At 62.0% G+C, this 23,015-nt stretch carries 22 protein-coding genes and 1 tRNA gene; 7 read left to right on the top strand and 16 right to left on the bottom strand.

Annotated features, from left to right (window positions below; translation table 11 throughout):
* Window positions 1–11: 11 nt before the first annotated feature.
* From ACFZAI_RS08660 to hrcA, 5 genes are all read right to left on the bottom strand, one after another.
* Window positions 12–416 (bottom strand): thioredoxin family protein, encoded by a 405-nt coding sequence (locus ACFZAI_RS08660; protein WP_391566539.1) that lies wholly within the window; start codon window positions 414–416, stop codon window positions 12–14.
* A 17-nt stretch (window positions 417–433) separates the two neighbouring features.
* Window positions 434–991 carry a nucleotide exchange factor GrpE gene (grpE, locus tag ACFZAI_RS08655; protein WP_391566538.1) on the bottom strand — a complete coding sequence of 186 codons (558 nt, stop codon included), beginning with the start codon at window positions 989–991 and terminating at the stop codon, window positions 434–436.
* Between the two features lie 125 nt (window positions 992–1,116).
* A complete protein-coding gene (locus tag ACFZAI_RS08650; protein ID WP_391566537.1) occupies window positions 1,117–1,353 on the bottom strand; it encodes a hypothetical protein in 237 nt (78 codons plus the stop codon).
* Window positions 1,343–2,467 carry a ferrochelatase gene (gene hemH, locus ACFZAI_RS08645; protein WP_391566536.1) on the bottom strand — a complete coding sequence of 375 codons (1,125 nt, stop codon included), beginning with the start codon at window positions 2,465–2,467 and terminating at the stop codon, window positions 1,343–1,345. The genes ACFZAI_RS08650 and hemH overlap by 11 nt, the downstream gene beginning before the upstream one ends.
* Window positions 2,468–2,512: 45 nt before the next feature.
* A complete protein-coding gene (hrcA, locus tag ACFZAI_RS08640; protein WP_006223542.1) occupies window positions 2,513–3,517 on the bottom strand; it encodes a heat-inducible transcriptional repressor HrcA in 1,005 nt (334 codons plus the stop codon).
* A 141-nt stretch (window positions 3,518–3,658) separates the two neighbouring features.
* On the opposite strand from hrcA, the gene ACFZAI_RS08635 reads away from it, so the two are divergent.
* The gene (locus tag ACFZAI_RS08635; RefSeq protein WP_050727974.1) at window positions 3,659–4,558 is read left to right on the top strand and encodes an NAD kinase; all 900 of its coding nucleotides are present in this window, start codon (window positions 3,659–3,661) and stop codon (window positions 4,556–4,558) included.
* 13 nt (window positions 4,559–4,571) lie between these two features.
* Window positions 4,572–6,236, top strand: a complete 1,665-nt coding sequence (gene recN, locus ACFZAI_RS08630) for a DNA repair protein RecN (RefSeq protein WP_391566535.1) — start codon at window positions 4,572–4,574, stop codon at window positions 6,234–6,236.
* Window positions 6,237–6,408: 172 nt separating this feature from the next.
* On the opposite strand, the gene fur is transcribed toward recN, so the two are convergent.
* Entirely contained in the window at window positions 6,409–6,828 is a 420-nt protein-coding gene (gene fur, locus ACFZAI_RS08625; RefSeq protein ID WP_054424439.1) for a ferric iron uptake transcriptional regulator, read from the bottom strand.
* Window positions 6,829–6,984: 156 nt separating this feature from the next.
* Here fur and ACFZAI_RS08620 point away from each other — a divergent pair, with 156 nt between their 5' ends.
* Both ACFZAI_RS08620 and dapB read left to right on the top strand, forming a co-directional pair.
* Window positions 6,985–7,521 carry an outer membrane protein assembly factor BamE gene (locus tag ACFZAI_RS08620; RefSeq protein ID WP_391566534.1) on the top strand — a complete coding sequence of 179 codons (537 nt, stop codon included), beginning with the start codon at window positions 6,985–6,987 and terminating at the stop codon, window positions 7,519–7,521.
* Window positions 7,522–7,538: 17 nt separating this feature from the next.
* Window positions 7,539–8,330, top strand: coding sequence for a 4-hydroxy-tetrahydrodipicolinate reductase (gene dapB, locus ACFZAI_RS08615; protein ID WP_391566533.1), 792 nt, complete (start codon window positions 7,539–7,541; stop codon window positions 8,328–8,330).
* 72 nt (window positions 8,331–8,402) lie between these two features.
* On the opposite strand, the gene murB is transcribed toward dapB, so the two are convergent.
* Window positions 8,403–9,449 (bottom strand): UDP-N-acetylmuramate dehydrogenase, encoded by a 1,047-nt coding sequence (gene murB / locus ACFZAI_RS08610; RefSeq protein ID WP_391566532.1) that lies wholly within the window; start codon window positions 9,447–9,449, stop codon window positions 8,403–8,405.
* 245 nt (window positions 9,450–9,694) lie between these two features.
* On the opposite strand from murB, the gene ACFZAI_RS08605 reads away from it, so the two are divergent.
* Window positions 9,695–9,770 (top strand) — tRNA-Gly (locus ACFZAI_RS08605).
* Between the two features lie 67 nt (window positions 9,771–9,837).
* Here ACFZAI_RS08605 and ACFZAI_RS08600 read toward each other — a convergent pair.
* Complete coding sequence (locus ACFZAI_RS08600; protein WP_391566531.1) at window positions 9,838–11,283, bottom strand: PLP-dependent aminotransferase family protein; 1,446 nt, start codon at window positions 11,281–11,283, stop codon at window positions 9,838–9,840.
* A 203-nt stretch (window positions 11,284–11,486) separates the two neighbouring features.
* On the opposite strand from ACFZAI_RS08600, the gene ACFZAI_RS08595 reads away from it, so the two are divergent.
* Window positions 11,487–12,233, top strand: coding sequence for an iron-containing redox enzyme family protein (locus ACFZAI_RS08595; protein WP_391566530.1), 747 nt, complete (start codon window positions 11,487–11,489; stop codon window positions 12,231–12,233).
* 8 nt (window positions 12,234–12,241) lie between these two features.
* Window positions 12,242–12,961, top strand: a complete 720-nt coding sequence (locus ACFZAI_RS08590; protein ID WP_391566529.1) for a hypothetical protein — start codon at window positions 12,242–12,244, stop codon at window positions 12,959–12,961.
* Window positions 12,962–13,086: 125 nt separating this feature from the next.
* Here ACFZAI_RS08590 and ACFZAI_RS08585 read toward each other — a convergent pair whose 3' ends face one another.
* The 8 genes from ACFZAI_RS08585 to ACFZAI_RS08550 all read right to left on the bottom strand — a co-directional run bounded on the left by ACFZAI_RS08585 (window position 13,087) and on the right by ACFZAI_RS08550 (window position 23,007).
* Entirely contained in the window at window positions 13,087–15,711 is a 2,625-nt protein-coding gene (locus ACFZAI_RS08585; RefSeq protein WP_391566528.1) for a S8 family serine peptidase, read from the bottom strand.
* 149 nt (window positions 15,712–15,860) lie between these two features.
* On the bottom strand, window positions 15,861–17,291 hold the full coding sequence (locus tag ACFZAI_RS08580) for a lytic polysaccharide monooxygenase (protein WP_391566527.1): 1,431 nt from the start codon (window positions 17,289–17,291) through the stop codon (window positions 15,861–15,863).
* Window positions 17,292–17,655: 364 nt separating this feature from the next.
* Window positions 17,656–19,200: a lytic polysaccharide monooxygenase gene (locus ACFZAI_RS08575; RefSeq protein ID WP_391566526.1), complete on the bottom strand. Its 1,545-nt coding sequence runs from the start codon at window positions 19,198–19,200 to the stop codon at window positions 17,656–17,658.
* A 151-nt stretch (window positions 19,201–19,351) separates the two neighbouring features.
* Window positions 19,352–20,539, bottom strand: coding sequence for a sensor histidine kinase (locus tag ACFZAI_RS08570; RefSeq protein WP_391566525.1), 1,188 nt, complete (start codon window positions 20,537–20,539; stop codon window positions 19,352–19,354).
* 148 nt (window positions 20,540–20,687) lie between these two features.
* Window positions 20,688–21,374: a response regulator transcription factor gene (locus ACFZAI_RS08565; RefSeq protein ID WP_391566524.1), complete on the bottom strand. Its 687-nt coding sequence runs from the start codon at window positions 21,372–21,374 to the stop codon at window positions 20,688–20,690.
* 332 nt (window positions 21,375–21,706) lie between these two features.
* The gene (locus ACFZAI_RS08560; RefSeq protein ID WP_391566523.1) at window positions 21,707–22,180 is read right to left on the bottom strand and encodes a type II secretion system protein; all 474 of its coding nucleotides are present in this window, start codon (window positions 22,178–22,180) and stop codon (window positions 21,707–21,709) included.
* Window positions 22,167–22,556 (bottom strand): type II secretion system protein, encoded by a 390-nt coding sequence (locus ACFZAI_RS08555; RefSeq protein ID WP_391566522.1) that lies wholly within the window; start codon window positions 22,554–22,556, stop codon window positions 22,167–22,169. Before ACFZAI_RS08555 ends, ACFZAI_RS08560 begins: the two co-directional genes overlap by 14 nt.
* Complete coding sequence (locus tag ACFZAI_RS08550) at window positions 22,531–23,007, bottom strand: type II secretion system protein (protein ID WP_391566521.1); 477 nt, start codon at window positions 23,005–23,007, stop codon at window positions 22,531–22,533. Before ACFZAI_RS08550 ends, ACFZAI_RS08555 begins: the two co-directional genes overlap by 26 nt.
* Between the last annotated feature and the right edge of the window lie 8 nt (window positions 23,008–23,015).

The following is a 23,015-nucleotide window of genomic DNA, read 5'->3' as shown; positions in this document are numbered from 1 at the left end:
CGCAGGGTTTTTCAAGACGCCTTGCTGGAATTTTCCGCATTTGGGTCTTGCAACCGCTGAATTGCCGCCGTGAACTGGGGCAATCCGGGCCAACCGGTGATACGCCCGAGCCGTTTGCCAGCCCGGTACAGCACAAAAGTGGGGACACCATGCAGGGAAAAGCGGCGGCCCAGGGGTTCGTCGGCGTAGACGTCAGCCTCGAACCAGGTCAGGCCCAGCTCAAGCAAGGTGGCTTGATGCAGCAGCGCCGCCTGCTTGAAAAGATTGCAGTTATAGCAATCCTGTCCCCACAAAAACACGCAACGCAGGTCCGACCCCGGCGCCTGGACCACGGCGGCATCGAATCCCGCGGTGTCGACATGACGCATGCCGAACACCTGGAAAACCTGAGCCGGATCGAAACGGGGATCGGTCATGGTGCGCGCGAGGCGGTTCAGCCCTGACCGGCAGACACCACCACCAGCGCCGGACGCAGCGTCCGGTCGGCGATGACGTAGCCTTTTTGCAGCAACTGCACCACGGTATTGGCGGGCTGCTCGTGGGGAATGGACGAAATCGCTTGATGCAGGTGCGGGTCGAACTTGTCACCTTGCGCCGGGGCGATGTCTTTCAGCAGATTGCGCTCAAAGGCGGCGCTCAGCTGCTTCAAGGTCACTTCGACGCCTTCGCGCAGCGTGGCAACGGTTTGGTCAGGCTGGGCCAGTGCGGCTTCCAGGCTGTCTTTGACCGGAACCAGGCTTTCGGCGAACGACTCGATGCCGAACTTGCGCGCCTTGGACACTTCTTCCTGGGCGCGGCGGCGCACGTTCTCAGCTTCGGCGTGCACACGCAGAAGCTGGTCGTGCTGCTCATTGACGGTAGCCTGGGCGGCGTCCAGTTGGGCGCGCAACTCGTTCAGCTCGGCCTGCGCGGCGTCCTGGGCGGCGGGGGCCGCGTCGGCGTTCTGGCCGACTTCGGGCGTCTGATCTACAGGCTCGTGGGGTGCCGTCATGGGGAATCCTCCAAAAAGAATGGCTTTCGCAGACATGAATGGGGGCCAATACCCCTATTTCAAGCCCGGGAAAGCGAAATATTCCCCGACGGCATCCGCCCGGGCGGCGGCGTGGCCGAAGGCGTTTACTTTTTGTGGGGCGCCGCGGGCGCGACCGGGTCGCTGGCCGGGAAGCTCTCTTTCAGAGCACGGTCCACGCGCGTTTCGTCATCTTCCGGCTCGGGCCGGATTGCGATGGGGTCGCTGGCGGGAAAGGTTTCAGCCAGCGCTTCATCCAGATCGTGCTCGACCTGATCCTCATCTACCGGGGTGGCAACCGTCCCCTTTTTTACCGCTTTGCCGCTCTTGGGATCATGGTGCATGCGCCTTCTCCTTCAAGTCCGTGATGGGCTGGACAGTCAGAGGCCACCCCTGCAAGTTCCGTTCCACCAACCTGGCCAAACCGGCGATCCAGTCGGGATCGTCATTCAGAGCAGGGATGTAGCGGAACTGCTTGCCGCCTGCCTCAATAAAGGCGTCGCGGCATTCAAGGCTGATCTCTTCCAGCGTTTCCAGACAGTCTGCCACAAATCCCGGGCACACCACATCCACCTCGGTAACGCCCGAGGCAGCCAGCGCCTTGAGGGTGGGTTCGGTGTAGGGCTCCAACCAGCGCGCGGTGCCGAAGCGGCTTTGGAAGGTGACTTCGATCTGGTCGCGCGGCAGCGACAGGCGCTGCGACAACAAGCGCGCCGACTCCATGCAATCGCGGTAATACGGGTCGCCCAATTCGATCGAATAACGCGGCAGGCCGTGAAAGCTCATGACCAACTTCTGCGGTTTGCCACGTTCGCGCCAAAAGGACTCGATGCTGGCCGCCAGAGGGTCCAGCCAGACCGGGTCTTCATGGAAACGCTTGGTGAAGCGCAGTTCGGGCTGATTGCGCAGCCGCCCCGCATGGCGCGTCACGGCATCCACCACGGTGGCGGTGGTGCTTGCGGCGTACTGCGGATACAGCGGCACGGTCAGGATGCGTTCGCAACCGGCGGCGCGCAGACGCGTGATGGCGTCAGGAATGGACGGATTGCCATAGCGCATCCCCAATTCCACCACGGCATTGATGCCAGACTGCTGCAAGGCCGCGCGCACGCCGTCCGCCTGGCGCTGGCTGTAAACCATCAGCGGCGAACCCTCTTTGAGCCACACGCCAGCGTAACGCGGCGCGAGCTTTTTCGGGCGCAGCGTCAGCACCAGACCATGCAGGATGGGCTTCCACAAATAACGGGGAATTTCGATCACGCGCGGGTCGGACAGGAATTCGCCCAGGTACTTCCTGATGTCCTGCTTGCTGGGCGTGTCCGGCGTGCCCAGGTTCACCAGCAGCACGCCGATCGTGTCCAGGCCGCGTGGCGGCGGATCTTCGTTGAAGGGGTCGTCCTGCTCGGTTTCCGGCAGATAGCGTTCAGGCCACAAATACTTGAACAGGCGAAGAAACACAAAAACTCCCCTTCCTCCGCAAGGAGGATGTAGCTTTGAATGGAACTACTGGTTGTGGCTGAGGGCGTTGGACAACAAGCGCGCCGTGATGTCCACGATGGGAATGACGCGCTCGTAAGCCATGCGGGTGGGGCCGATCACGCCCAGCGTGCCCACCACCTTGCCGTCCACGCCGTAAGGCGCGGTGATGACCGACACTTCTTCCATCGGCACCAGTTGCGAGTCGCCGCCGATGTAGATCTGCACGCCCTGCGCGCGGCTGGACACGTCCAGCAGTTGCAGCAGGTCGGTCTTCTTTTCGAACAGCGAAAACATTTTGCGCAGGCGGTCCATGTCGGACGCAATGTCCGTCACGTCCAGCAGCTTGCGTTCGCCGGAAATGATCATGGCGTCGCCATCTTCCGCCGCTTCCGCGCTGGCTTCCACCGCCGCCTGCATCAGGCGCGAAATGTCTTCGCGCAACTGGGCGAGTTCGGTCGATAACGTCTGCCGCACCGCATTGAAGGACTTGCCGGCGAAATGCATGTTGAAGAAATTGCCGGCTTCCAGCAATTCGGCTTCGACGTAATCGCGCTGCACAAAGAGAATGCGGTTCTGGACGTCGCCGTCGGGCGTGACGATGATCAGCAGCACCCGCTTGTCGGACAGGCGGATGAATTCAATCTGGCGGAACACCTGGGCGCGCTTGGGCGTCAGCACCACGCCCGCGAATTGCGTCAGGTTCGACAGCAAGGCGGCGGCCGCGTTGACGGCGCGCGTGGGTTCGGCGGCCGACAGCATTTCGCCCATGTTGTGGGGTTGCAGCTGATACGACTGCACGGCAAGCAGGGAATCGACGAACATGCGATAGCCCCGCGGCGTGGGAACCCGGCCGGCGGAGGTGTGCGGACTGTGGATCAGCCCCAGCTCTTCAAGATCCGCCATCACGTTGCGGATGGTGGCTGGGGACAAATCGAAGACTTTCGATAGCGTCCGCGAGCCGACGGGCTGCCCATCGGCGATGTAGCGTTCTATCAACGCTTTCAGTAGTGCGCGTGCGCGGTCATCCATAGCAGGTATTTTAGGGAATCTTTTCCAATTAAGGCGATTTTTGTCCCGCAAGCAGATATGCGGCCCCATATAATCGGCTAAACGGCCCATTCCGGGCGCGTTTCGGCTTTCGGATTTCGCCTTTTTGATACGCACGCAGCCATGCACTTTCCTACCGTCGCCCTGATCGGCAGATACCAGGACACCGGCCTGGACACACCGCTGAGAGCACTTGCGCACGCGCTGACGCAAGCGGGCAGGCACGTGCTCATCGATGCGGACACCGCGCGCAACACCGGCCTGACCGAATACCCCATCGCTACCCTTGAAGAGATTGGCCAGAATGCCTCGCTGGCCGTCGTAATGGGCGGCGACGGCACCGTGCTGGGAGCTGGCCGGCATCTGGCCCCTTACGGCGTGCCGCTGGTCGGCATCAACCACGGCCGATTGGGCTTCATCACCGACATTCCGCTGCAAGATGCGCACGGCGCGCTGGCGCGTGTGCTGGAAGGCAGCTTCCAGATCGAAGAACGCATGCTGCTGGAAGGCAGCGTGTGGCGCGGCGATCAAAAAATGTATTCCGCGTCGGCGCTCAACGACGTCGTGCTGAACCGCGCCGGCCGCGGCGGCATGATCGAAGTGCGCGTCGAGCTGGACGGCGCCTTCATGTACACGCAGCGCGCCGACGGCCTGATCATCGCCACGCCCACTGGCTCCACCGCGTATGCGCTGTCTGCCAACGGCCCCATCCTGCATCCCGGCATGAACGCCATGGTGCTGGTCCCCGTGGCCCCGCAGACGCTGTCGAACCGCCCTATCGTGATTCCCGACACCGGCGTGCTGAACATGACACTGACGGCAATGGGCCGCGTGGAAGTCGGCGCCAGCGTGCATTTCGACATGCAGACCTGGTCTGACCTGCAACCGGGTGACCGCATCGTCGTGCAGCGCGCGCCGTACACCATCCGCTTCGTGCACCCTGAGGGCTACAGCTTCTTTTCCACCCTGCGCCGCAAGCTGCACTGGAACCTGATGCCCCAGGCCACCGACAACGTAGAGTAGTAAGCGCCCCGACATGCTGCGCACCCTGCATATCCGCGACTTCGTCATCGTCGAACAAACGGAAATCCATTTCGGCCCCGGCTTTACCGTCTTCTCTGGCGAAACCGGCGCGGGCAAATCCATTCTGGTGGACGCGCTGGCGCTGACGCTGGGCGAACGCGGCGACGCCAGCATGCTGCGCGAAGGCGCGCCGCGTGCCGACATCACCGCCGTTTTCGACACGCCTAAATCCCTGCACGCCTGGCTGGCCGAACGCGAGATCGACGCCGATGACGAATTGTCGCTGCGCCGCGTGATCGATGCACAAGGCCGCAGCCGCGCCTACATCAATGGCACGCCGGCCACCGTCGCGCAACTGCGCGAACTGGGCGACAGCCTGGTCGACATCCATGGCCAGCACGCCCACCAAAGCCTGATGCGCCCCGATGCCCAACGCGACTTGCTCGACGCCCATGGCGGCCATGGCGATCTGCGCCAAGCCGTCGGCCAGGCCTGGAAGCAGTGGCGCGCGCTGGCGCGGCAATTAGAAGCGGCCGAAAAAGATGCGGCCAGCCTGGCCACTGAACGCGACCGCCTGCAATGGCAGGTCGACGAGCTCGACCAACTGGCGTTAGGCCCGGACGAATGGGAATCGCTGCAATCCGAACACACGCGGCTGTCGCATTCGCAATCGCTACTGGACGGCGCCTCGCAAATTCTTGAAGCGCTGGACGGCGAAGGCGATTCCGCGCATCACCGCGTCACATCCGCCAACAGCCGCATCCAGCAGATGCTGCGGCACGACCCCGGCCTGAAAGGCGTGTATGACGAGTTGGAATCGGCCCGCATCGCCATCAGCGAAGCGGTGTCTGACCTGAACAACTACGTCAGCCGCGTCGATCTCGACCCGAAACGGCTGGCCGACGTGGAAGCGCGGCTGGGCTTGGTGTTTGAAACCGCCCGCAAATTCCGCACCGAACCCGATGCCTTGTGCGAATTGCGTGATGCGCTGCACGCCGAGCTGGCCGCGTTGCAGGCCGCCGGCGACATCGACGCGCTGCGCGCCCAAGCCGTCACCGCCCAAGCCCAGTACGACGCGGCCGCAGCGAAACTCACCACGGCGCGCCGCAAGGTCGCAAAAGACCTTGGCAAACAAGTCACGCTGGCCATGCAAACGCTGGCCATGCAAGGCGGCAAGTTTGAGCCCACGCTGGCGGCAGGCGCGCCGTCCGCGCACGGCAATGAGCAAGTGGAATTCCTGGTGGCGGGCCATGCTGGCACCACGCCCCGCCCCCTGGCCAAAGTGGCCTCGGGCGGCGAACTGTCGCGTATTTCGCTGGCGCTGTCCGTCATCGCCAGCCGCGCGGCACGCGTGCCGACGCTGATCTTCGACGAAGTCGACAGCGGGGTTGGCGGCGCGGTGGCCGAAGCCGTGGGCAAACTTCTGCGCGAACTCGGTGAACGCCATCAGGTGCTGTGCGTCACGCACTTGCCGCAAGTGGCCGCCTGCGCCAACAACCAGTTCCTGGTCAGCAAGACCGAATCCCGCGGCACTACGCGCTCCAGCATCGAAGAACTGGACGCGGCCGCCCGTGTCGAAGAAATCGCCCGGATGCTGGGCGGCATCAAGCTCACCGCCACCACACGAGAACACGCACGCGAGATGCTTGAAGGGTTCGGCCAGCCCGCGGGTGAATGACGCCTTCAATGCGTCACCGGCTAAAAAGACAGACCGCCTCCCCCCACGCTCAGGCACGGGGGTTTTCTTTTCAGCGCCGCCCATAAAAAAAGCCCCTACTGTTACGAGGGGCTTTTGATCTCACTGGCCCGCAGTGAGCGCGGCCACGGACCGTGGGGCGGACGCTAGCGGATTAGCGGCCTTTCATGCAGCTGCCGCAGATGCCGTAAAGCACCATGGCATGGCTTTCCAGCGCAAAGCCGTTGTCCTTGGCAATCTTCTGCTGACGCTTTTCGATGTCCGGGTCTGAGAACTCGACCACCGTGCCGCAATTCGTGCAAATCAGGTGATCGTGGTGATCGCCGTCGTTGAGCTCGAACACGGCCTTGCCGCTGTCGAACTGGCTGCGGGCAAGAATGCCGGCTTGTTCGAACTGCGTCAGCACGCGATAGACCGTCGCCAGGCCAATTTCGACGTTTTCGCCAATCAGGGCGCGGTAAACGTCTTCGGCGCTAAGGTGCCGCTGGTCGGATTTGCGGAAAATATCAAGAATTTTCAGGCGCGGAAACGTCGCCTTCAAACCCATGTTCTTCAGTTCGCTTTGGTCGCTCATGGTGTAATCGCTCTCCGTCCGCGTTGGCATGGGCAAGGATTGGGGTGCGCCGCGAGCCGGCTCACCTGAATTCATGCCGCCCCGCGGAACTATCCTTATGAAACCTTTATGATAACGGTTTTGTCTGCTTCCAAATAATAGGGGCGCGTAGTGTCCATGATTGCACGAATTCCCTCCCGCTCACTGAAGACCGGATTGGCCGTTGCCGCCCTGGCCGTCGCCCTTGCTGGTTGCACGGGGGACAAGTGGGGCTTCCCCTACAAAGCCGGTGTCCAGCAGGGCAACTGGATCACCCAGGAGCAAGTCTCGCTGCTGCAGCCGGGCATGACGCGCGAGCAAGTGCGCTTCGCGTTGGGCAGCCCCACGCTGACCAGCGTGCTGCACGCCAACCGCTGGGACTACCCCTACTACTACAAGCCCGGCTACGGCGAAGCCCGCGAGCGCAAGTTCACCGTCTGGTTCGAAAACGACCGCCTGACCCGCTGGGAAGGCGACAAGCAACCCGACTTGCAACCGTATCAACTGAATACGCCCAGCAGCACGGCGGACGAAAAGGCCGACAAGCGCCTGGATCAGGACATGGAGCGGATCAAGCAAGAAGAAGCGCTGCAAAAGCGTGACGCCGCAGCCCCCGTCAGCCCGCTGAACCAGTACCCCGGCCAGCCCGGCAACGCGCCCGAGCCGCTCCGGTAACCCCAAGGATTTTTTTCATGCGTATTGCAATTGCCGGCGCCAGCGGCCGTATGGGCCAAATGCTGATCGACGCCATCCTCAAGTCCACCGACCTGCAACTGACGGTTGCGCTGGACCGCAAGGGTTCAACCGCCCTGGGCCAGGATGCCGGCGCCCCGTTGGGCAAACAGACGGGCGTCTTCATCACCGATGATCTCGACGCCCTGGCCAACGCTGATTGCCTGATCGACTTCACGCGCCCCGAAGGCACGCTGGAACACCTGCAAGCTTGCGTCAAGCACGGCACGCGCGCCGTCATCGGCACGACGGGCTTCGATGACAACGGCCGCGCCGCGATTGAAGTCGCCGCACAAAAGATCGCCATCGTGTTCGCGCCCAACATGAGCGTGGGCGTGAACGCCACGCTGAAGCTGCTGGACATGGCCGCCCGCATCCTGAATTCCGGCTACGACGTCGAAGTGTTCGAAGCGCACCACCGCAACAAGGTCGACGCGCCCTCTGGCACGGCCTTGAAGATGGGCGAAACCATTGCGTCGGCCTGGGATGTAGCGCTGCCTGATGTCGCCACCTGGAGCCGCCACGGCGACACCGGCGTGCGCAAACCCGGCACCATCGGCTTCTCGGTGCTGCGCGGCGGCGATATCGTGGGCGATCACACGGTGTCGTTCTGCGGCATCGGCGAACGTATCGAAATCACGCACCGCTCGGGCAGCCGCGCCACCTACGCCGAAGGCGCGCTGCGCGCCACGCGCTTCCTGGAAGACAAGCACAACGGTCTGTACGACATGCAATCGGTGCTGGGGCTGTAAGCCCTGCTCTGACCCGCGTGCATGAAAAAGGACCCCTGCGGGTCCTTTTTTTCGTTTGCCTTGCGCCGCCGTTCACACCACGACGGGTTCGGGTTCCAGACTGACGCCATAACGCGCCTGCACCGCCGCCTGGATGGCGTGGGCCAGGCCCATGATGTCGGCCGCCGTGGCGCCGCCGCGGTTCACCAACACCAGCGCTTGCCGGTCATGCACCCCGGCCGCCCCCAGCGCTTGCCCCTTCCAGCCGCACTGATCGATCAGCCAGCCTGCCGCCAGCTTGTAGCGGCCGTCGGGCTGCGCATACGAGACCAGCCCCGGAAAGCGTTCCGCCAAGCCATCGCGCACATTGGCCGCAACGATGGGGTTCTTGAAGAAGCTGCCGGCGTTACCCGTCACGGCGGGGTCGGGCAACTTCGCGCGGCGAATCTCGCAGACCGCGTCGAAAATGCCACGCGCGGTGGGCGCCCCTTCAGCGAGTGCGGCATGGCGCTGCAAATCGGGATATCCCAGTACCGGCTGCCACGGGCGCGGCAGCGCGAACCGCACGCTGACGATGACCCAGCGGCCTGGCGCATCGTGCTTGAAGGCGCTGTCGCGGTACGAAAAACGGCAATCGGCCGCGCTCATCTCAACCAGCCGTCCGGCCGGCACATCCCACGCCGTCAGGCTGTGAAAGCGTTCTTCGAACTCCACGCCATAGGCGCCGATGTTCTGAACCGGGGCCGCGCCTACGGTGCCGGGAATCAGCGCCAGATTTTCCAGGCCATCCCATCCGTTGTTCACGCAGGTTTCCACGAAGCCATGCCAGCTCTCGCCCCCGGCCGCTTCGATGATCCAGGCATCCGGCCGGCGTTCCAGCAACCGCACGCCCTTGAACGCCACTTTCGCCACCAGACCCGGCACACGCTCGGGCAGCACCAAATTGCTGCCCCCGCCTAACACCAGCAACGATTCTGCTTCGCGCGCCAGGGCCGACAAGGCGGGCAATTGCGCCACGTCGTCCAGCGACACGAACGCCTGGGCTTGAGAGGCGAGCCCCAGCGTATTGAGCCGGCTCAGGTCTTGCGTGATGGGGATCAGCGCGCTTGGCGCCGGGTTGATAGCAGAAGGATTTGACATGGGTGCTACGGGTTGTGCTATAGTTTCTGTCTTCGCTCATATTACTTGATTGAGTGTTTGGGTCTGAATTCACTGCCTTTTTCAACAGCCGCTCTGCAAAGAGATCTCGGCGAAAAAAGCAAAAAGACATCAGGCTCATGACAAACTCAAAAAAATCATGTAAGATGCGCGCCTTCTGATCGATAACCAAGTTGATCAGAGTGAATAAAAAAACAGGTTCTGAGCAGTGCTAAGTCGGAACCCATGCGGGAGTAGCTCAGTTGGTAGAGCGCAACCTTGCCAAGGTTGAGGTCGCGAGTTCGAGACTCGTCTCCCGCTCCAAATTCAGATTTGCAGCGTTTCTTCAGAAGTTCTGCGAATCACTAAAAAGGGCCTACGGGCCCTTTTTTCATGCCTGTCGTTTTCGTGCGCTGGCATACCTGGGCATAGGCTGCAAGGCCGCACCGGCACGAAAGCGATCCAGCAATGCGCACAGGCGCGGGTCGCTCGAATAGCCGACGTTAAAGCGCATATGCCGCTCGAAATCGCCGCGCACCGAAAACAGCGTCCCGCTCAGCAGAAATATCCCATCGCAAAATGCGGCATCGATAAGCCCGTCGATATCGACTTCCGCCGCGAGCCTTCCCCACAGAAACAGCCCGTCGTTGGGTGGCCCGTCGAATGCCACGCCGACTTCGGACAACGCCACCCGAGCCGCCGAGTGCGCTTTCAGGATGCGGCCACGCAATGCGCTCAAGTGCGCCTGATACCGCCCAGACCGCAACACATGCGCCACGATGGTTTCTTGCAATGACGAACTGTGCTGCACCGAAAGTATCTTCGCCTCGATGATGGGTTCGCAGAACGCCGGCGGGCACGCGACGAACCCGACGCGCAAGGCGGGGCTCAGCACCTTGGTGAAGCTGCTGATGTAGAAGACGCGGCTAAAGCCATCCAGCGCGCTCAGGCGCAGATGGCGTTCGGTGCACAGGCTGCCAAATACGTCGTCTTCGATGACATAAAAGCCATAGCGCTCGGCAAGTGTCAGCAGTCGATATGCGCAGGCGGGCGACAGCGTGAAGCCCGTCGGGTTGTGCAGTACAGGCTGAATCACGAACGCCTTGGGCCGGACCTGTTTGGCCACTGCTTCCAGCCTGTCCAGATCAGGCCCGTCGGGCGTGCGCGGCACCGGAACGATGGCCGCTCCCGTTTTCACGAGCTGCGCTTTATGCATCATGTAGCCCGGCTCTTCGACCACCACCGTGTCGCCCGGCCCCAGCAGCATCGTGCTGACCAGTGAAAACGCATGCGTCGCGCCGCAGGTCGTCACAATCTGCGTGGGCTGCGCATTGATCCTGATGTCAGCCAGGCGTGACGCAATCTGCTCACGCAACAGCGGCAAGCCCATCACGGAGACCGGTGTCGAAATTGACACTTCCTGGCGCATCAGGCGGCCCACCACCGCAGGCGGAATGGCGTCTTGCAGCCAATCTTCCGGCACGAAACCAGAACCCGCCGGCACCGCATATCGGCCGAGATCAACCGCATTCAACACATAATCTGCCGCGCAATCTGGCCGCCGCAAGGCGCTCTTGTGTTCCGCATTCAGGATGTCCGGCTTGGGCAGCGCCACGAAAAAACCGGCGCCCACCCGCGAGAACAGCACACCATCCGAGACCAGCCGCGAATAGGCCGACGAGACGGTGAAGATGCTGACATCGAGATCACTGGCCAAGCGCCGCACTGACGGAAGCCTTGCGCCCACGGGCCAGTGGCCCGTAGTGATCAGCCCTTGCACGCCCTCATAAATCTGATCGACGAGCGTGTCTCGTCCCTGTCTGTCGAGTGTGAACATACGCTGCGCGTCGAACCTCCCTCGTCTACACGTGTTGAACGCTGCACCAGAGCGGCTCGGCCGAGCATACCCCAAACTGTATGGTCAAACGCCCATAACGGTTTGCGCGGCAATATCAGAAAGGTCATCTGTTCGAATGACGACGCCGCCCCTACTCTGGCTGTCTGAGTCCTTGCGCAACCCCACTCTTCAGGCGACTTCCCATGATGACGCTCCCAGTTCCTGTTTCGACCCCCGACTTCCGCGCCGAGATCGATGCCTTGCTAGAGCGCCGGCTGACGCGCTTCTATCAAACGGTCAAGGGCGCGGATCATCTGCTGACCAGCGACGCCATTGACCCGGAATACTACAAACGGCATGTTATCGAGATCATCCTGCGCCTGCGCTTGAAGCGCGTGATTGACGCCCTGACGGTTCACTACTTCACGAAGACCGATCCGGTGCTGGCCAAGAAGTGGGCGGGATACACCGAAGACGAAATGCTGCACGACAGCCTGTTCGCCACCGACCTGGAACGCATCGGGGTGACCAAGGAAGAGATCTATTCCACCGACCCGCTGCTGTCGACGAAGCTGCTCCAGGGGTATTTCTATTACGGACTGGAGCATGAAGGCCGCCCGCTGGCCTCGCTGTGCAGCGCTTACCTGATCGAATCGCTGGCGAACAAGACACAGCCGAAGTGGATCAGCAATATCGAACGCAACTTTGGCGATGGCGCGGCAAGGGGCCAATCCGCCCACGTCAGCCACGACATCGCCGACGAGCACATCGATTTCGTCTGGAGCGTGTTGTCGACCTTTGCCAACACCGAGGCTGACAGACGGCGCATTCGCGAGCACTTCGTCAATATCGCCGTGCTCTTCGAGGCCTTCTATACCGAAATGGCCGCCAAGTTCCTGGACCGGCAGGAAAACCACGAGCCAATTGTCGACACGATTGCCGCCAATTAGCCCGCCCCATGACAAGAATCAGCCGCTCCGTACTGTTGCACCGCTTGAAAACGGCGGGCTACGCCATCAGCTCCGTCGTACTGATCAGCTGGGTAACGGATGCCTTGAACGAAGGGTTGATGTTCAAGCCGCTGCTGCGATATCTGTACCCGCAGGCCGTCGAGAACTACCAGCACCCCTTCACCGACCACCCCAGCCTGATGATCTGGCTGGTGCCGCTGCTGGCCGCGTTGTTCCTGATGTTCGCCACGTCCACGCTGGCCGTGCACCACTTCAAGCGCCGCCATCTATATCGCCTGAGCCAGCCCGTCGCGGCGCCCGCCATGGCGCATCTGGTGACGCGCGCAACAGGCGGGCAGGCACTGCTGGATGCGCTGCCGATGAGCGGGCGCCCGCCCCTGCATACGCTGCACGCCCTGTACCTGCAACCCAACGAGCTGACACCGCTTGAAGCGCCCTGCGCGGCGATCGGCATTCGGCTGCGCGCACGCGCTCTGCCGGACACACCAGACATCCACCAGCAATACACACGGCTGGGCCACATCCTGGGACAAATCCGCCACGAGGCCGGGCCCGACGAACGCATTGCGTTTGATCTTTCGCACCTGCCGCCGGAGCTGGCTAGCGCCGCTACGCTGGCCTGCCTGGAAAACGATGTGATGCTCTGCTATCTGGACGCGAAGCGGGTGTTGCGCACGCACCGGGTCATCTGCGAGATGCGTGAATAATCCTCAATTCCCGATTCCCGATCCCCAATTCCCAATTCCCACTTTCCACTTCCCATCCATGAAAAAGCCCCCGCCGGGCGAACCCGGTGGGGGCTGGAAACGTTCAGCCTTTAACCTTCAGACGCTTAGCGCAGAATCCAGGCGTCACGCCAGTGCGAACCCGTACCCGGCGCGTAGTGCGACGGCGAAGCGCTGCACCAGCCTTCATACGGCCACAGTTTGCACTCGTAGGTCTTGCCGCCGTTCTGGACCTTATCGCCCGCCTTGTAAGTCGCGCCAACCTGGTACTGCGGCACGCCACCCACCGCCGGCTGAGCCGTTACGGTAACGGTATGGCTGGCCTGGGCCTCGCCGCGCGCGTTGCTCACCGTCAGCGTAAAGCGGTACGGCGTGTCCTTCGTGGCGGCCGGCGCCACAAAGCTCAGGTCGGCCTGATCCAACGTGGCCGCCGAAATGCCTGCGGGCGCCGTCCAACGGTAGCGCAGGTCCGTGCCCACGGACGCCTTGCCGGACAACGTGACACGTTCACCCGCGCGCACCTTGGCCGGGCCGCTCAGCTTGGCTTGGGGCGCGATCACTTCCGGGATCTGCTCCTTGGCCTTGACCTTCACGACATGGCTGGCCGTCGCCGTCCTGCCGCGGTCATCGGTGACGGCAAGCTTGAACGTGAAGCTGCGGTCCGCACCCAAAGGCGGCGCCGTGAAGGACGCGGTGTTGCCCGCGGCATCCAGCGGCATGCCATCCATGCTGGTCCAGACAAACTTCAGCCCTTGGCCCGTCGACGCGCTGGCCGACAACGTCACGCGCTCCATGGCCTTCACTTCAACCGGCCCGCTGATCTTGGCGACAGGCAACGGAATCGGCGCGGGTTCCAGATCGCACGCTTCCGGCGACTTCCACGGCTTGCCCCACTGCGCCGAGTTCACGTCCGGCGCTGCGTCCACGTTCCAGTAGTTCTGGCGATACAGCTTGCCCTTATAAGAAACGGCCTCGTTCGGAACGTTGTAGATCTTCTTCGCGTCCCACGCGGGCGCCTGCGCGCACACGCCGGCCGCGGCCTTCGCCTTGACCTGGACGCCATGATGCGTGGACGCGGTGCGGCCTTGCGCGTCCGTCACCTTCACCGTGATGCGATACGCCACGTCCTGCGTGCTTTCGGGCGCGACGAAGCTGGCTTCGGCCCCTTGCTTGGCGAACGTCAGCGCCGGCTGGCTGCTCCACGCATACGCCAGATCCTTGCCGCTGGACTTGGCGGCGGACAAGACAACCTTGTCACCCGCCTGTGCGGTGGCGGGTCCGGTCAAGTGAGCTTGCGGGGGTTGCCCGCCCAGCACGTCGCCGCCCAGCAGTTCTGCCGCACGCACCAGGTCGGGTTGCACGCCGATGTTTCTGACTGGGTCCACGACGGGCAACGGGTTGCCGCTGTCCACCAAAATCTGGCGCATGGTCTGGGGCGGGATGTTGCCCAGGCCGCGTTCGCGGGCCAGGCTCTGCAACCACGCCACGCCGCCGGCAATGATGGGGTTGGCGGACGAGGTGCCAGAGAAGTTGGTCGTGTACAGGTCGTGCTTGCCATCGGCCCAAGAAGTCGTGGTCACCTGGCCGCCCCAACTGAACACGTCGACCCGGCTTCCATATTCGGAGAAGCCTGCCCGTGCGCCGCTGGCGGGGTTGGCCGCGCCCACATAGATCGAACCGGAATCCCGCACGCGGCGGTCATAGCGGCCCTTGAACCACGGATCATCCAGGTTGGCGTTACCGTTGGCAGCCGCCAGAATGACGTGCACGCCCTTTTCCTGGACCAGGTACGAGATGGCGTCGAAGACGGCATCAACGTGCTCAACCGGCAGATAGCACGTCACATTCGGGCCGCATCCGTGACCCCACTTGTAATGCACGCCAATTTGCAGCACGTCGCCGGCACGCAGCACGTGGCGCAGGTCGATCATGCCGCCAACGCTGTATTGCGTGTAGCCAGCTTGAGCATTCGGCACCACGCCCGTGACGCCAAACCCATTGTTCTGGCCGAACATGATGCCGGCCGACATGGTGTCGTGGCCACCCGTCACGGCGTTGGCGCTGCTATGCACCATGAAAGGCTTGGGCAGATCGATGTGGTCATAGTCCCAGTGTTCGAGCTCGTTAGAGAACAAACGGACGTTGTTGCCATAGTGGCCCGTCAGGCGTTGTGCTTCAAACGCGTTGATGCCGCCCAGCTTCCAGGCGGCATAGGGCGCAGCCGGTCCCATGTAGCTTTGGCAGCTCTTGCCGTTGGTCGATGCGCAATCCGTGAAGTCGGGAATGCCCGCAATACTGTTGGCGGGTTCGGCGCCACTATCAGCGCCTTCCTTCATCGACATCGGAACCGGCTCGATCTGAGCACTGTCGACCAGCGGATTGGCCAGCAGTTGCGCAACCAGCGCTTGCGCATCGACACCTTGCAGCGCTTCAGCGGGAATCTGGTAATAACGCAGCAGGTTATGGCGCTCCAGCGCCTCAATGTCTTCCACGCTGCGAGACATGGGCGACAAGGAGACCAACGGACGCATGGCAGGCGTCAGACGCTTCAGGTCTTCCATGGCCTGCAAGCTTTCGGGGTTGCCCGCGCGGCGCAGCGCCGGGTTCGGCGCTTCCGCCTTCAGCCGGACAAAAATGGGCCTAGGCTCATCGGCTTGCGCCGCGTGCGTAGCGGGAATGAAACCCGCGCCAAACAAGAGCGCGAGCAGTGACAGATGCATCGTTTTTTTCATGAGTCTTCCGCGATCCGGCTAGCCGCCGGATAAAAAAACGCGATAAGAAAAAGCCCCCCTCCAGAGTCGAAAGGGGGCTGGCCGAAAGGGGCTGGCGTCAATCAGGCGCCGCTGCGCGAGGCGCGGCGGCGCCTGCTAACGCGGGTGCGTTACTTGATCAGGTTCCAGGCCTGGCTCCAGTACAGGCCCTTGCCGGGCTCGTAGTGGAATGGCGACTGGCCGCACCAGTTGGTGTAGGGCCACGGCTTGCACTCGTAGACCTTGCCCAGGTTCGTCACGCGCTCCAGCGGCTTGTAGGCGGTGCCTGCCTTGTAGGCCGGCACGGAACCGTCGGTCACGCCGTCGTTGCCGCCGTTGTTGCCGCCGTTGTTGCCGCCGTTATTACCTTCGTCAACCACCGGCTTGGCCTTGACCGTCACCACGTGGGTCGCGTCCGAGGCGCCCTTGCTGTTGCTGGTGGTCAGCTTGAAGGAGTACTGCTGGTCCTTCGTCAGCGTGGGGGCAACAAAGCTCAGGGTGGGCTGGTTCTTCACGGCGGCGCTGATGCCGGCCGGCACCGTCCACGAGAACTTCAGGTCGCTGCCGGTCGACGCCGAGCCAGACAACTGCACCTTCTGACCCGCTTGCGCGCTGGCGGGGCCAGTGATGGCCGATTGCGGCGCGATCACCTCGGGAGGCGGCGGCTCAACCGCGGCCGATTCCTTCGTCACGGCAAAGTGGTACTTATTGCCGTCGATCGAGTAGACGTGCGACTTGTCCAACCCTTCAGTGGCGGTCACGGTCTTGCCGTCGGCGCCCAGCAAACCGACACGAACGCGTTGCGACGTGCTGTTGACGGCATCGCCCAGGGCCTTCGTCCAGCGCTCGCCCTGGATGGCGTTCGCGTCCAGCGGCACGCGCAACTGTTCCAGGTACTCGCCATTACGCTTGGGATCAGCCAGGCGCCACACCAGCGAATCGCCCGCCACGGGTTGGCCGATCTTGTACAGCGCGCCGATGTCGGTCGGCAGATTGATGTTGGCCGTGCCTTCGATGTTTACGTCGCCGCATGCGCGATACGACTCACCAGAGGTGACGCCATCGCCCACGTGGTTCGTGTTCCACACGCTAACGATCAGGTGGCGGCCCGTCTTGCCCGGAGGCAACGTGCAGCTGTATTCCTGTTCGCGGTTTTCACCGGCGATCGCCGGCGTGAAGTCGCGCTGTTCGCAGAACTTTTCCAGGTCGGAAAATTGCAAGGGCTTGGTGGAGTCGTACGGCATCTTCGTCACGAAGAACTGAATCGACTTCGTGCGGTGAGCCACGGTGTGGTTCCACTTCAGCGTGACCTTGCCATTGGCATCGGGTTTCAGCGTGGTCACGGGCCATTGGGCCAGCGCGTTCAGGCCGCGATGCGACGCCTTGGTGCCGCCGTCGCACAGGCGATCGCCCGGCGTGGTCGGGAACGTGGCTTCGCCACCCGGCTTCTGCCAGATTTCACGCCAGTCGTACACACTGCCGCCTTGCGCTTTGTAGGCTTGGCAGCCTTCGCTCTGACTACCCGCGTAGCAGTGCAGAACGCGCGCCTTCGGAAAGGACATGGTGCCGTGCGCCAAAGCCGTACCGGACATTGCTGCCAATACCACGCCACCGAGCAACGTAAGTTTGAAAGATCTCATTGGTATCTATTTATAAGAAGAGAGTTGAAGAATCACTGCATGAACGAGCCTGTTCCGCGCAGTGAGACCATTCTCGGCCGCAAGCTGACTCGCACTCAAAGTTGTTGAATGCTTTCTCAAAGCGCTTTAACCACACTGGCCGCGCCTTCTGTGGAATCGCTTGAAGCCCGGCAAAAAAAATCCCCCGCACTTTCGTGCGAGGGAAGAGTCACTACTTGGCGCCGCCTTATTACCCACGGCTTTTTTACGATTTTCGATAACCGCTATAACTTGCGATCAAGCAGGTTTACTTGATCAGGTCCCAAGCCTGGTCCCAGTTCAGGCCCTTGCCGGGCGCGTAGTGGAACGGCGAGGTGCTGCACCATGCGGTGTAGGGCCAGATCTTGCACTGGTAGTTCTTGCCACCGTTCGACACCTTGTCGCCCGCCGCGTACGTCGTGCCTTCCTTGTAGGCCGGGTACGTGCCGGCGCCGCCGGTGTTGCCGCCATCGGTGCCGCCGTTGTTGCCGCCGCCGGTGCCGCCAGTGTTGCCGCCGTCAGAGCCGCCGCCGGTTTGTTCCTGCTTCTTCACCAGCACGGAATGCGACTTGCTCGACGAACCCTTTTCGTTCGTGACCTTGACGGTGAACGAGTAGGACTTGTCTTGCGCCAGGGCCGGAGCCGTGAAGCTCAGGTCAGCCTGGTTCAGCGCCGAAGCGGTGATGCCAGCCGGAGCGGTCCATTGGAATTGCAGCTTGCCGCCACCGTTGTTCGACCCCTTGGCCGACAGCGAAACGCGCTCGCCAGCCTTGGCCGTTGCCGGGCCAGTCAGTTCAGCCTTGGGCGGGTTGATGACAACGGGTGGGGGATCGACCGGCTCGGGAGCCTTCTGGTCAATCGCGAAGCCCACCTTCTTGTTCAGGCCATAAACCTGGTTTTCAGTGTCGCTTTGCTGCGGCACAACCTGGCCGTTGGTCCCCATCTTGCCGACCTTGATCACGGACGACTTGCTGTTGACTTCCTTGGCCAGCGCGTACATCCACTGGGCCGCCTTTTCTTCACCGGCCTTGACCATGATCGAATGGCTTTCCAGATCGCCCGTGCGGCTCAGATCGAACACACGCAGGGTCATCTTCGAACCGGTATCCACCTGGCCGCCTTGCAGCGCGCCGCTGGCTTGCCATTGCACGTTAGCGGGCATCACTTCCACGTTCGAGCACGCGTAGAAACCTTCAGCGTTGTCGCTGGGGTCACGTTGCCACACGCTGTAAATCACGCGCTTGCCAGTCAGGTGCGGCGGGATCTTGACGTCAAGCGGGGTGATCGAGTTATTGGCCGGACGCGGCAGGAAGCCGGTGTCGCCGATCAGTTCCAGATCGTCCCAACGCAGGCCGCGCTTGGGGTCGTAGCTGTCCTTGCTGATGTAGGTCTTGAAGTACGTGCTGACGTGAGCTGCGGTCTGCATGTACTTGAACTGCACGTTGCCGTTGGCGTCAGGCGTGACAACCGTGGTGGGCCATTCGTGGTTGCCGTCCAGTTCCTTCCAGCTTTCCTTGCCGCCCGCGCACAGCAGGCCGTCACGGATGAAGTCTTTGTGGTTGCTCTTCACGCCAAGAATGGCGTTGGACTGCCAGCTGCCCGCCAGACCAGCGATCTTGCCGCAACCCGAATGCTTGGGGTTATTCCACGGCGTGTCGTGCGTGTTGCAACCGTATTCACGGCTAGGAGGATCGATCATCGAACCGTGGGCCGAAACCGTGGCCGGAGCCATGGCCATCAGCACAGCTTGGGTCAGAGCGGCAACCGGCAACGCCAGCTTGCCGGCTGCGCCGCGCAGGGAAGTTTTTTTCATCAAATATCCTTATTTTGGGATGGTTCTATGCACGCGACTGGCATCGGAAAAATGCACGAAACCCGCGAAGCGATGCCATTATTCCGCGCCGCTTTCATCACCAAAATCATTCTCAACACAGTCTAAAAAAAAGCGCCATAAAGGCGCTTTGTCATGAGGCAGGATGCAGGCTTGCACTGAATTTTCCGCGCCTTTCCGCGCATTTTTTTTCGTTTGATTCTTTGTGCATCAACGGAAACGTCAGCGAAAAAATACTGCCTGCGTCGGGCCGCGATTCGACCGCCAACTTTCCACTGTGCGCATCGGCCACCGCCATGACGAGCGACAACCCCAGGCCCACCCCATCGCCACGCCGGCCGCCGGATTCAATCTGGTAGAACGCCTGGCAAAGCTTCGGCACATCAACGTCCTGAATACCGATGCCCTGATCCGCTACGCAGATGCGGCCCATGTCGCCTTGCCGCTGCACCGTCAACGTAATCTGCGAAGACGGACCCGAATACTTGATCGCGTTATCCAGCACATTCACCACGGCGCGCAACAGCATGCAGTAATCGCCCGACACCCACATCGTTTCCTTGCATTCGCGGACTCGGATGTCGATGCACTTTCGTTCGGCCAGCAGTTCGGTCTGGTCCACCGCTTCGCGCCCCAGATCTTGCAGGGACACGGGCAGAAATTTGGCCTTGTCCAAGCGTTCAGCGCGCGAGACGTACATGCAGTCTTGCGCCACCGACAAGCTGTACTGCACCAGATCGCGCACCGAGTCCACGAACTCGTCGTGCCGCGGGTCATTGCTTTGCGCGCTTTGCTTTTCCAGCATCACCAACACCGTCGACAAAGGGCTGCGCAGGTCGTGCATCATTTGCAGCATCACTTCGCGGTCGCGCGCAGTGTCTTTCGGGCAGACTTGAGGCGCCAGCGCGGCGGCATCCGCCGCGCCCGCGGCCTGCTTCAACACACGCTCTCGGCGCGCCGACCGCGCCGCTTCAAAGCGCCACCGCGCCACGCAGCAATAGGCCAGCACGCCACCCCATACCGGTGCGAACATCGGCGTCCAGGTGCGCGCGGTGATCACCACCACGGCCGCCACCACCCAGAAGCCGGCCAGCCACGCCAAGGCGCGAAGACGCAACCGCGATTGGCCCGACATGATGAACACCAGCGCCAGACAAGCCAGAATGCCAAGGTCCATCCATACGCCCGGCGCGGCCGAGGTGATGGGATGCTCACCTGTGGGCATGGCGAAGCACAGCAAGATGATGCCCAGGTTGCAAAACAGCAGCGCATCGTTCTTTTTCGCGCCCAAGCGCAGGAAAGGCTGAAGTAGCAGTTTCATAGTCGATTCGGGAACAGGGAAACGCGCGGCGCAATCGCGGCGGAAATCAGCCGGCGGCGCGCAAGCGGCAAGTCAGGAAAGAGGGAAACACCGAAGCCACGGCCACCGTGGCGGAGCAGTCAGCAACGCCGGGAAGACGGCCCGCGAATCAATGCATGCGTTCCAAGCGGTAGCCGTAGTTGTATACGGTGGCGATCACGTAGCCATTACGCGAGCGCAGGCCGAGCGACGAACGCAGATTGCTGACATAAGTCGCCAAGCTGGCGTCGTATTTGCGATCGGCCGTGCCCCAGATGTGTTTGCTGAGCGCATCTTTGGTGATGATGCGTCCGGGGTTTCTGAACAACAGCGTGGCCAAATCAAATTCACGCGTCGGCAAGCTGACGGGACGCCCGTCCACGGTGACGGTTTTGGCATCCAGGTTGAAGGCGAAGTGCCCCACTTGAAATAGCGAGCTATTGGCTTCGTCCCGTTGCGACTTGCGCAACTGCGCAGTCATGCGCGCCAGCAGTTCGCGTTCACGCACCGGCTTTTGCAGATAGTCATCAGCGCCCTGGTTCAGCGCCTGAACGATGCTTTCTTCGTCGTCGCGCTGCGTCACCATCAGGATGGGCAGCTTGGGCGACATATTGCTGCGCGCCCACTTCAGCACCGCCATGCCGGACGCGCCCGGCACTTCCCAGTCCAACAACACGACGTCAGCCGGCTGCGTTTTCAACAAGGCGATAAAGCTGTCGCCATCGCCGCGTGTATAGACCTGATGGCCATGGCGTTGCAGCAGCTTGGTGACCCACTCAACCTGAGCGGGAGAGTCTTCGAGAATCGCGACGATCATTCGGCAGATTTCCTATTGGCGGCAATTCCCGAATGACTATTTTTTTATTCCGGCAATCACATTTGATACCCCGGAAGAATGATTTCATGCGGGGATAGCAGCAACAATAAGAACTTTCTCAAAGGAAATAGGCGCAAGACAATTATCAAAATCCGACGAAAATTCGCACTCTTTTGACTATCTATCTTTTGACTATCTATGCTTTGACTGGCTATACACGCACACCGGCATGCTTGATTGCCGGGCGCTTGATGCCCGGGCGCTTGATCTCCTGGCGCTAGATCTCCTGGCGCTTTATCAAGACCTGCCTCCCCCCCGGGAGTTCCCCAAGATCACATAGCGTCGAAGAAAACAAACTTCCAGTCCTGATAACTGGACTTGCCCGACAAGTCTCCCAGTTCCGCCTCAAAGCCATCCTGCTTGAGCGGCGCGCGTTCCGACAGGCTGTACACGCCCATGATTCCTCCGTCGGGCGATTTGACGATGCCCCATTCCTGGCTGCCCGTGATCGGGTCCGTGTAGACGCGCCGCAAATGCCGGCGCGTGAACGACACGCGGTCGTCCTTGAGCAGCGCCTCCATCGTCTTCGGATAGGCGGGCGCAGTGCCTGACCGGTAGTAAGACGCCAAAGCCCGCTGAAACTGTTTGCCAATAAACAGCAGCTCCGCCTCTTGTTCGCGCACTTTCTTGGTGTGCCAGGGCTGCGCCACCGCAGCCAGGCCCGTGGACACCGCCAGCACCAGCATCAAGATCGCCAGGTAGGCCGAGCCTTCCTCGCGCGCGCCACCGCGCCTACCAGCTTGCATAGTCAAGCCCATCCAGGCCGGCGCCCTTGGCGCCGCTGATCACGTCATTCACCCCGCTCTCTTCTCCCCGCTGCGGCTGCCAGCTATCGCGCCGGCCCGTAACCGGGTCCATCGGCAACTCGCGCAGATAGCGCGCAGAGACCAGCGCTTCAAGCGTGTCGGGGTTAGCGCCATGATCCGCGCGGTAGTCGTCCAGCGCATGCCGGATCGCTTGCAGGTTGTGCCGCAGCACGGTTTCGCGTGCGCGGTCATTGCTTTTCAGGAAGGACGGCGCCACCAGCGACATCAGCGCGCCGATGATGGCCATGACGGCCAGCAGTTCGATCAGTGTGAAGCCGGCGCATGCGCGTCTACCACGCCGTGTATGGAATGCCATTGATACCCTCTCGGCGGTTCTTGGACCGCACATCAAATACATCTCGGCCCGACGAAAAAGATTCCGCCGAACTGTCGTAACTGCGCGTGTCCCAGGTGTCGGCCGCCGCGCGCCCCTCGCAGTGTTCGCACATGGGGTCCGCGGGCAGGCGGCGCAGGAAATAAATGTTGCCGCCATTGGGGTCTGTCTTGTCTTGCACCCCTTTGACCAGGCTGTCGAGGTCTGGCGGGTAGCCGCTGCGGTCTACCGACTTCTCGATCTTGCCTTCGCGGCTGGCCTGGTAATACGCGTCAATGGCGTTGCGGATAACTTGCAGGCTGTGGCGCAGTTCAGTTTCCTTGGCGCGCTGATTCACCAGCGCCGAAAACGGCACCGCCACGCTCAGCAACAACGCCAGCAACGTCATGGCCGCCAGCATCTCAATCAACGTGAACCCGGATTGCTTACGCATGCTGGCGC

The sequence above is a fragment of the Achromobacter sp. NPDC008082 genome, assembly GCF_042957345.1.
Classification (GTDB): domain Bacteria; phylum Pseudomonadota; class Gammaproteobacteria; order Burkholderiales; family Burkholderiaceae_B; genus Achromobacter; species Achromobacter kerstersii_A.
Note: the sequence above shows the minus strand (reverse complement) of the source record. Positions and strands in the feature narration are given on the sequence as shown.

What these genes read in the sequence shown, in the direction of transcription:
- ACFZAI_RS08555 (WP_391566522.1), bottom strand. Translation starts at nt 22,556, where the DNA reads ATGGCATTCCATACACGGCGTGGTAGACGCGCATGCGCCGGCTTCACA.
- ACFZAI_RS08565 (WP_391566524.1), bottom strand. Translation starts at nt 21,374, where the DNA reads ATGATCGTCGCGATTCTCGAAGACTCTCCCGCTCAGGTTGAGTGGGTC.
- ACFZAI_RS08575 (WP_391566526.1), bottom strand. Translation starts at nt 19,200, where the DNA reads ATGAAAAAAACTTCCCTGCGCGGCGCAGCCGGCAAGCTGGCGTTGCCG.
- ACFZAI_RS08580 (WP_391566527.1), bottom strand. Translation starts at nt 17,291, where the DNA reads ATGTCCTTTCCGAAGGCGCGCGTTCTGCACTGCTACGCGGGTAGTCAG.
- fur (WP_054424439.1), bottom strand. Translation starts at nt 6,828, where the DNA reads ATGAGCGACCAAAGCGAACTGAAGAACATGGGTTTGAAGGCGACGTTT.
- ACFZAI_RS08620 (WP_391566534.1), top strand. Translation starts at nt 6,985, where the DNA reads ATGATTGCACGAATTCCCTCCCGCTCACTGAAGACCGGATTGGCCGTT.
- recN (WP_391566535.1), top strand. Translation starts at nt 4,572, where the DNA reads ATGCTGCGCACCCTGCATATCCGCGACTTCGTCATCGTCGAACAAACG.
- hrcA (WP_006223542.1), bottom strand. Translation starts at nt 3,517, where the DNA reads ATGGATGACCGCGCACGCGCACTACTGAAAGCGTTGATAGAACGCTAC.
- dapB (WP_391566533.1), top strand. Translation starts at nt 7,539, where the DNA reads ATGCGTATTGCAATTGCCGGCGCCAGCGGCCGTATGGGCCAAATGCTG.
- ACFZAI_RS08660 (WP_391566539.1), bottom strand. Translation starts at nt 416, where the DNA reads ATGACCGATCCCCGTTTCGATCCGGCTCAGGTTTTCCAGGTGTTCGGC.
- ACFZAI_RS08585 (WP_391566528.1), bottom strand. Translation starts at nt 15,711, where the DNA reads ATGAAAAAAACGATGCATCTGTCACTGCTCGCGCTCTTGTTTGGCGCG.
- ACFZAI_RS08600 (WP_391566531.1), bottom strand. Translation starts at nt 11,283, where the DNA reads ATGTTCACACTCGACAGACAGGGACGAGACACGCTCGTCGATCAGATT.
- murB (WP_391566532.1), bottom strand. Translation starts at nt 9,449, where the DNA reads ATGTCAAATCCTTCTGCTATCAACCCGGCGCCAAGCGCGCTGATCCCC.
- ACFZAI_RS08650 (WP_391566537.1), bottom strand. Translation starts at nt 1,353, where the DNA reads ATGCACCATGATCCCAAGAGCGGCAAAGCGGTAAAAAAGGGGACGGTT.
- grpE (WP_391566538.1), bottom strand. Translation starts at nt 991, where the DNA reads ATGACGGCACCCCACGAGCCTGTAGATCAGACGCCCGAAGTCGGCCAG.
- ACFZAI_RS08550 (WP_391566521.1), bottom strand. Translation starts at nt 23,007, where the DNA reads ATGCGTAAGCAATCCGGGTTCACGTTGATTGAGATGCTGGCGGCCATG.
- ACFZAI_RS08570 (WP_391566525.1), bottom strand. Translation starts at nt 20,539, where the DNA reads ATGAAACTGCTACTTCAGCCTTTCCTGCGCTTGGGCGCGAAAAAGAAC.
- ACFZAI_RS08590 (WP_391566529.1), top strand. Translation starts at nt 12,242, where the DNA reads ATGACAAGAATCAGCCGCTCCGTACTGTTGCACCGCTTGAAAACGGCG.
- ACFZAI_RS08595 (WP_391566530.1), top strand. Translation starts at nt 11,487, where the DNA reads ATGATGACGCTCCCAGTTCCTGTTTCGACCCCCGACTTCCGCGCCGAG.
- ACFZAI_RS08635 (WP_050727974.1), top strand. Translation starts at nt 3,659, where the DNA reads ATGCACTTTCCTACCGTCGCCCTGATCGGCAGATACCAGGACACCGGC.
- ACFZAI_RS08560 (WP_391566523.1), bottom strand. Translation starts at nt 22,180, where the DNA reads ATGCAAGCTGGTAGGCGCGGTGGCGCGCGCGAGGAAGGCTCGGCCTAC.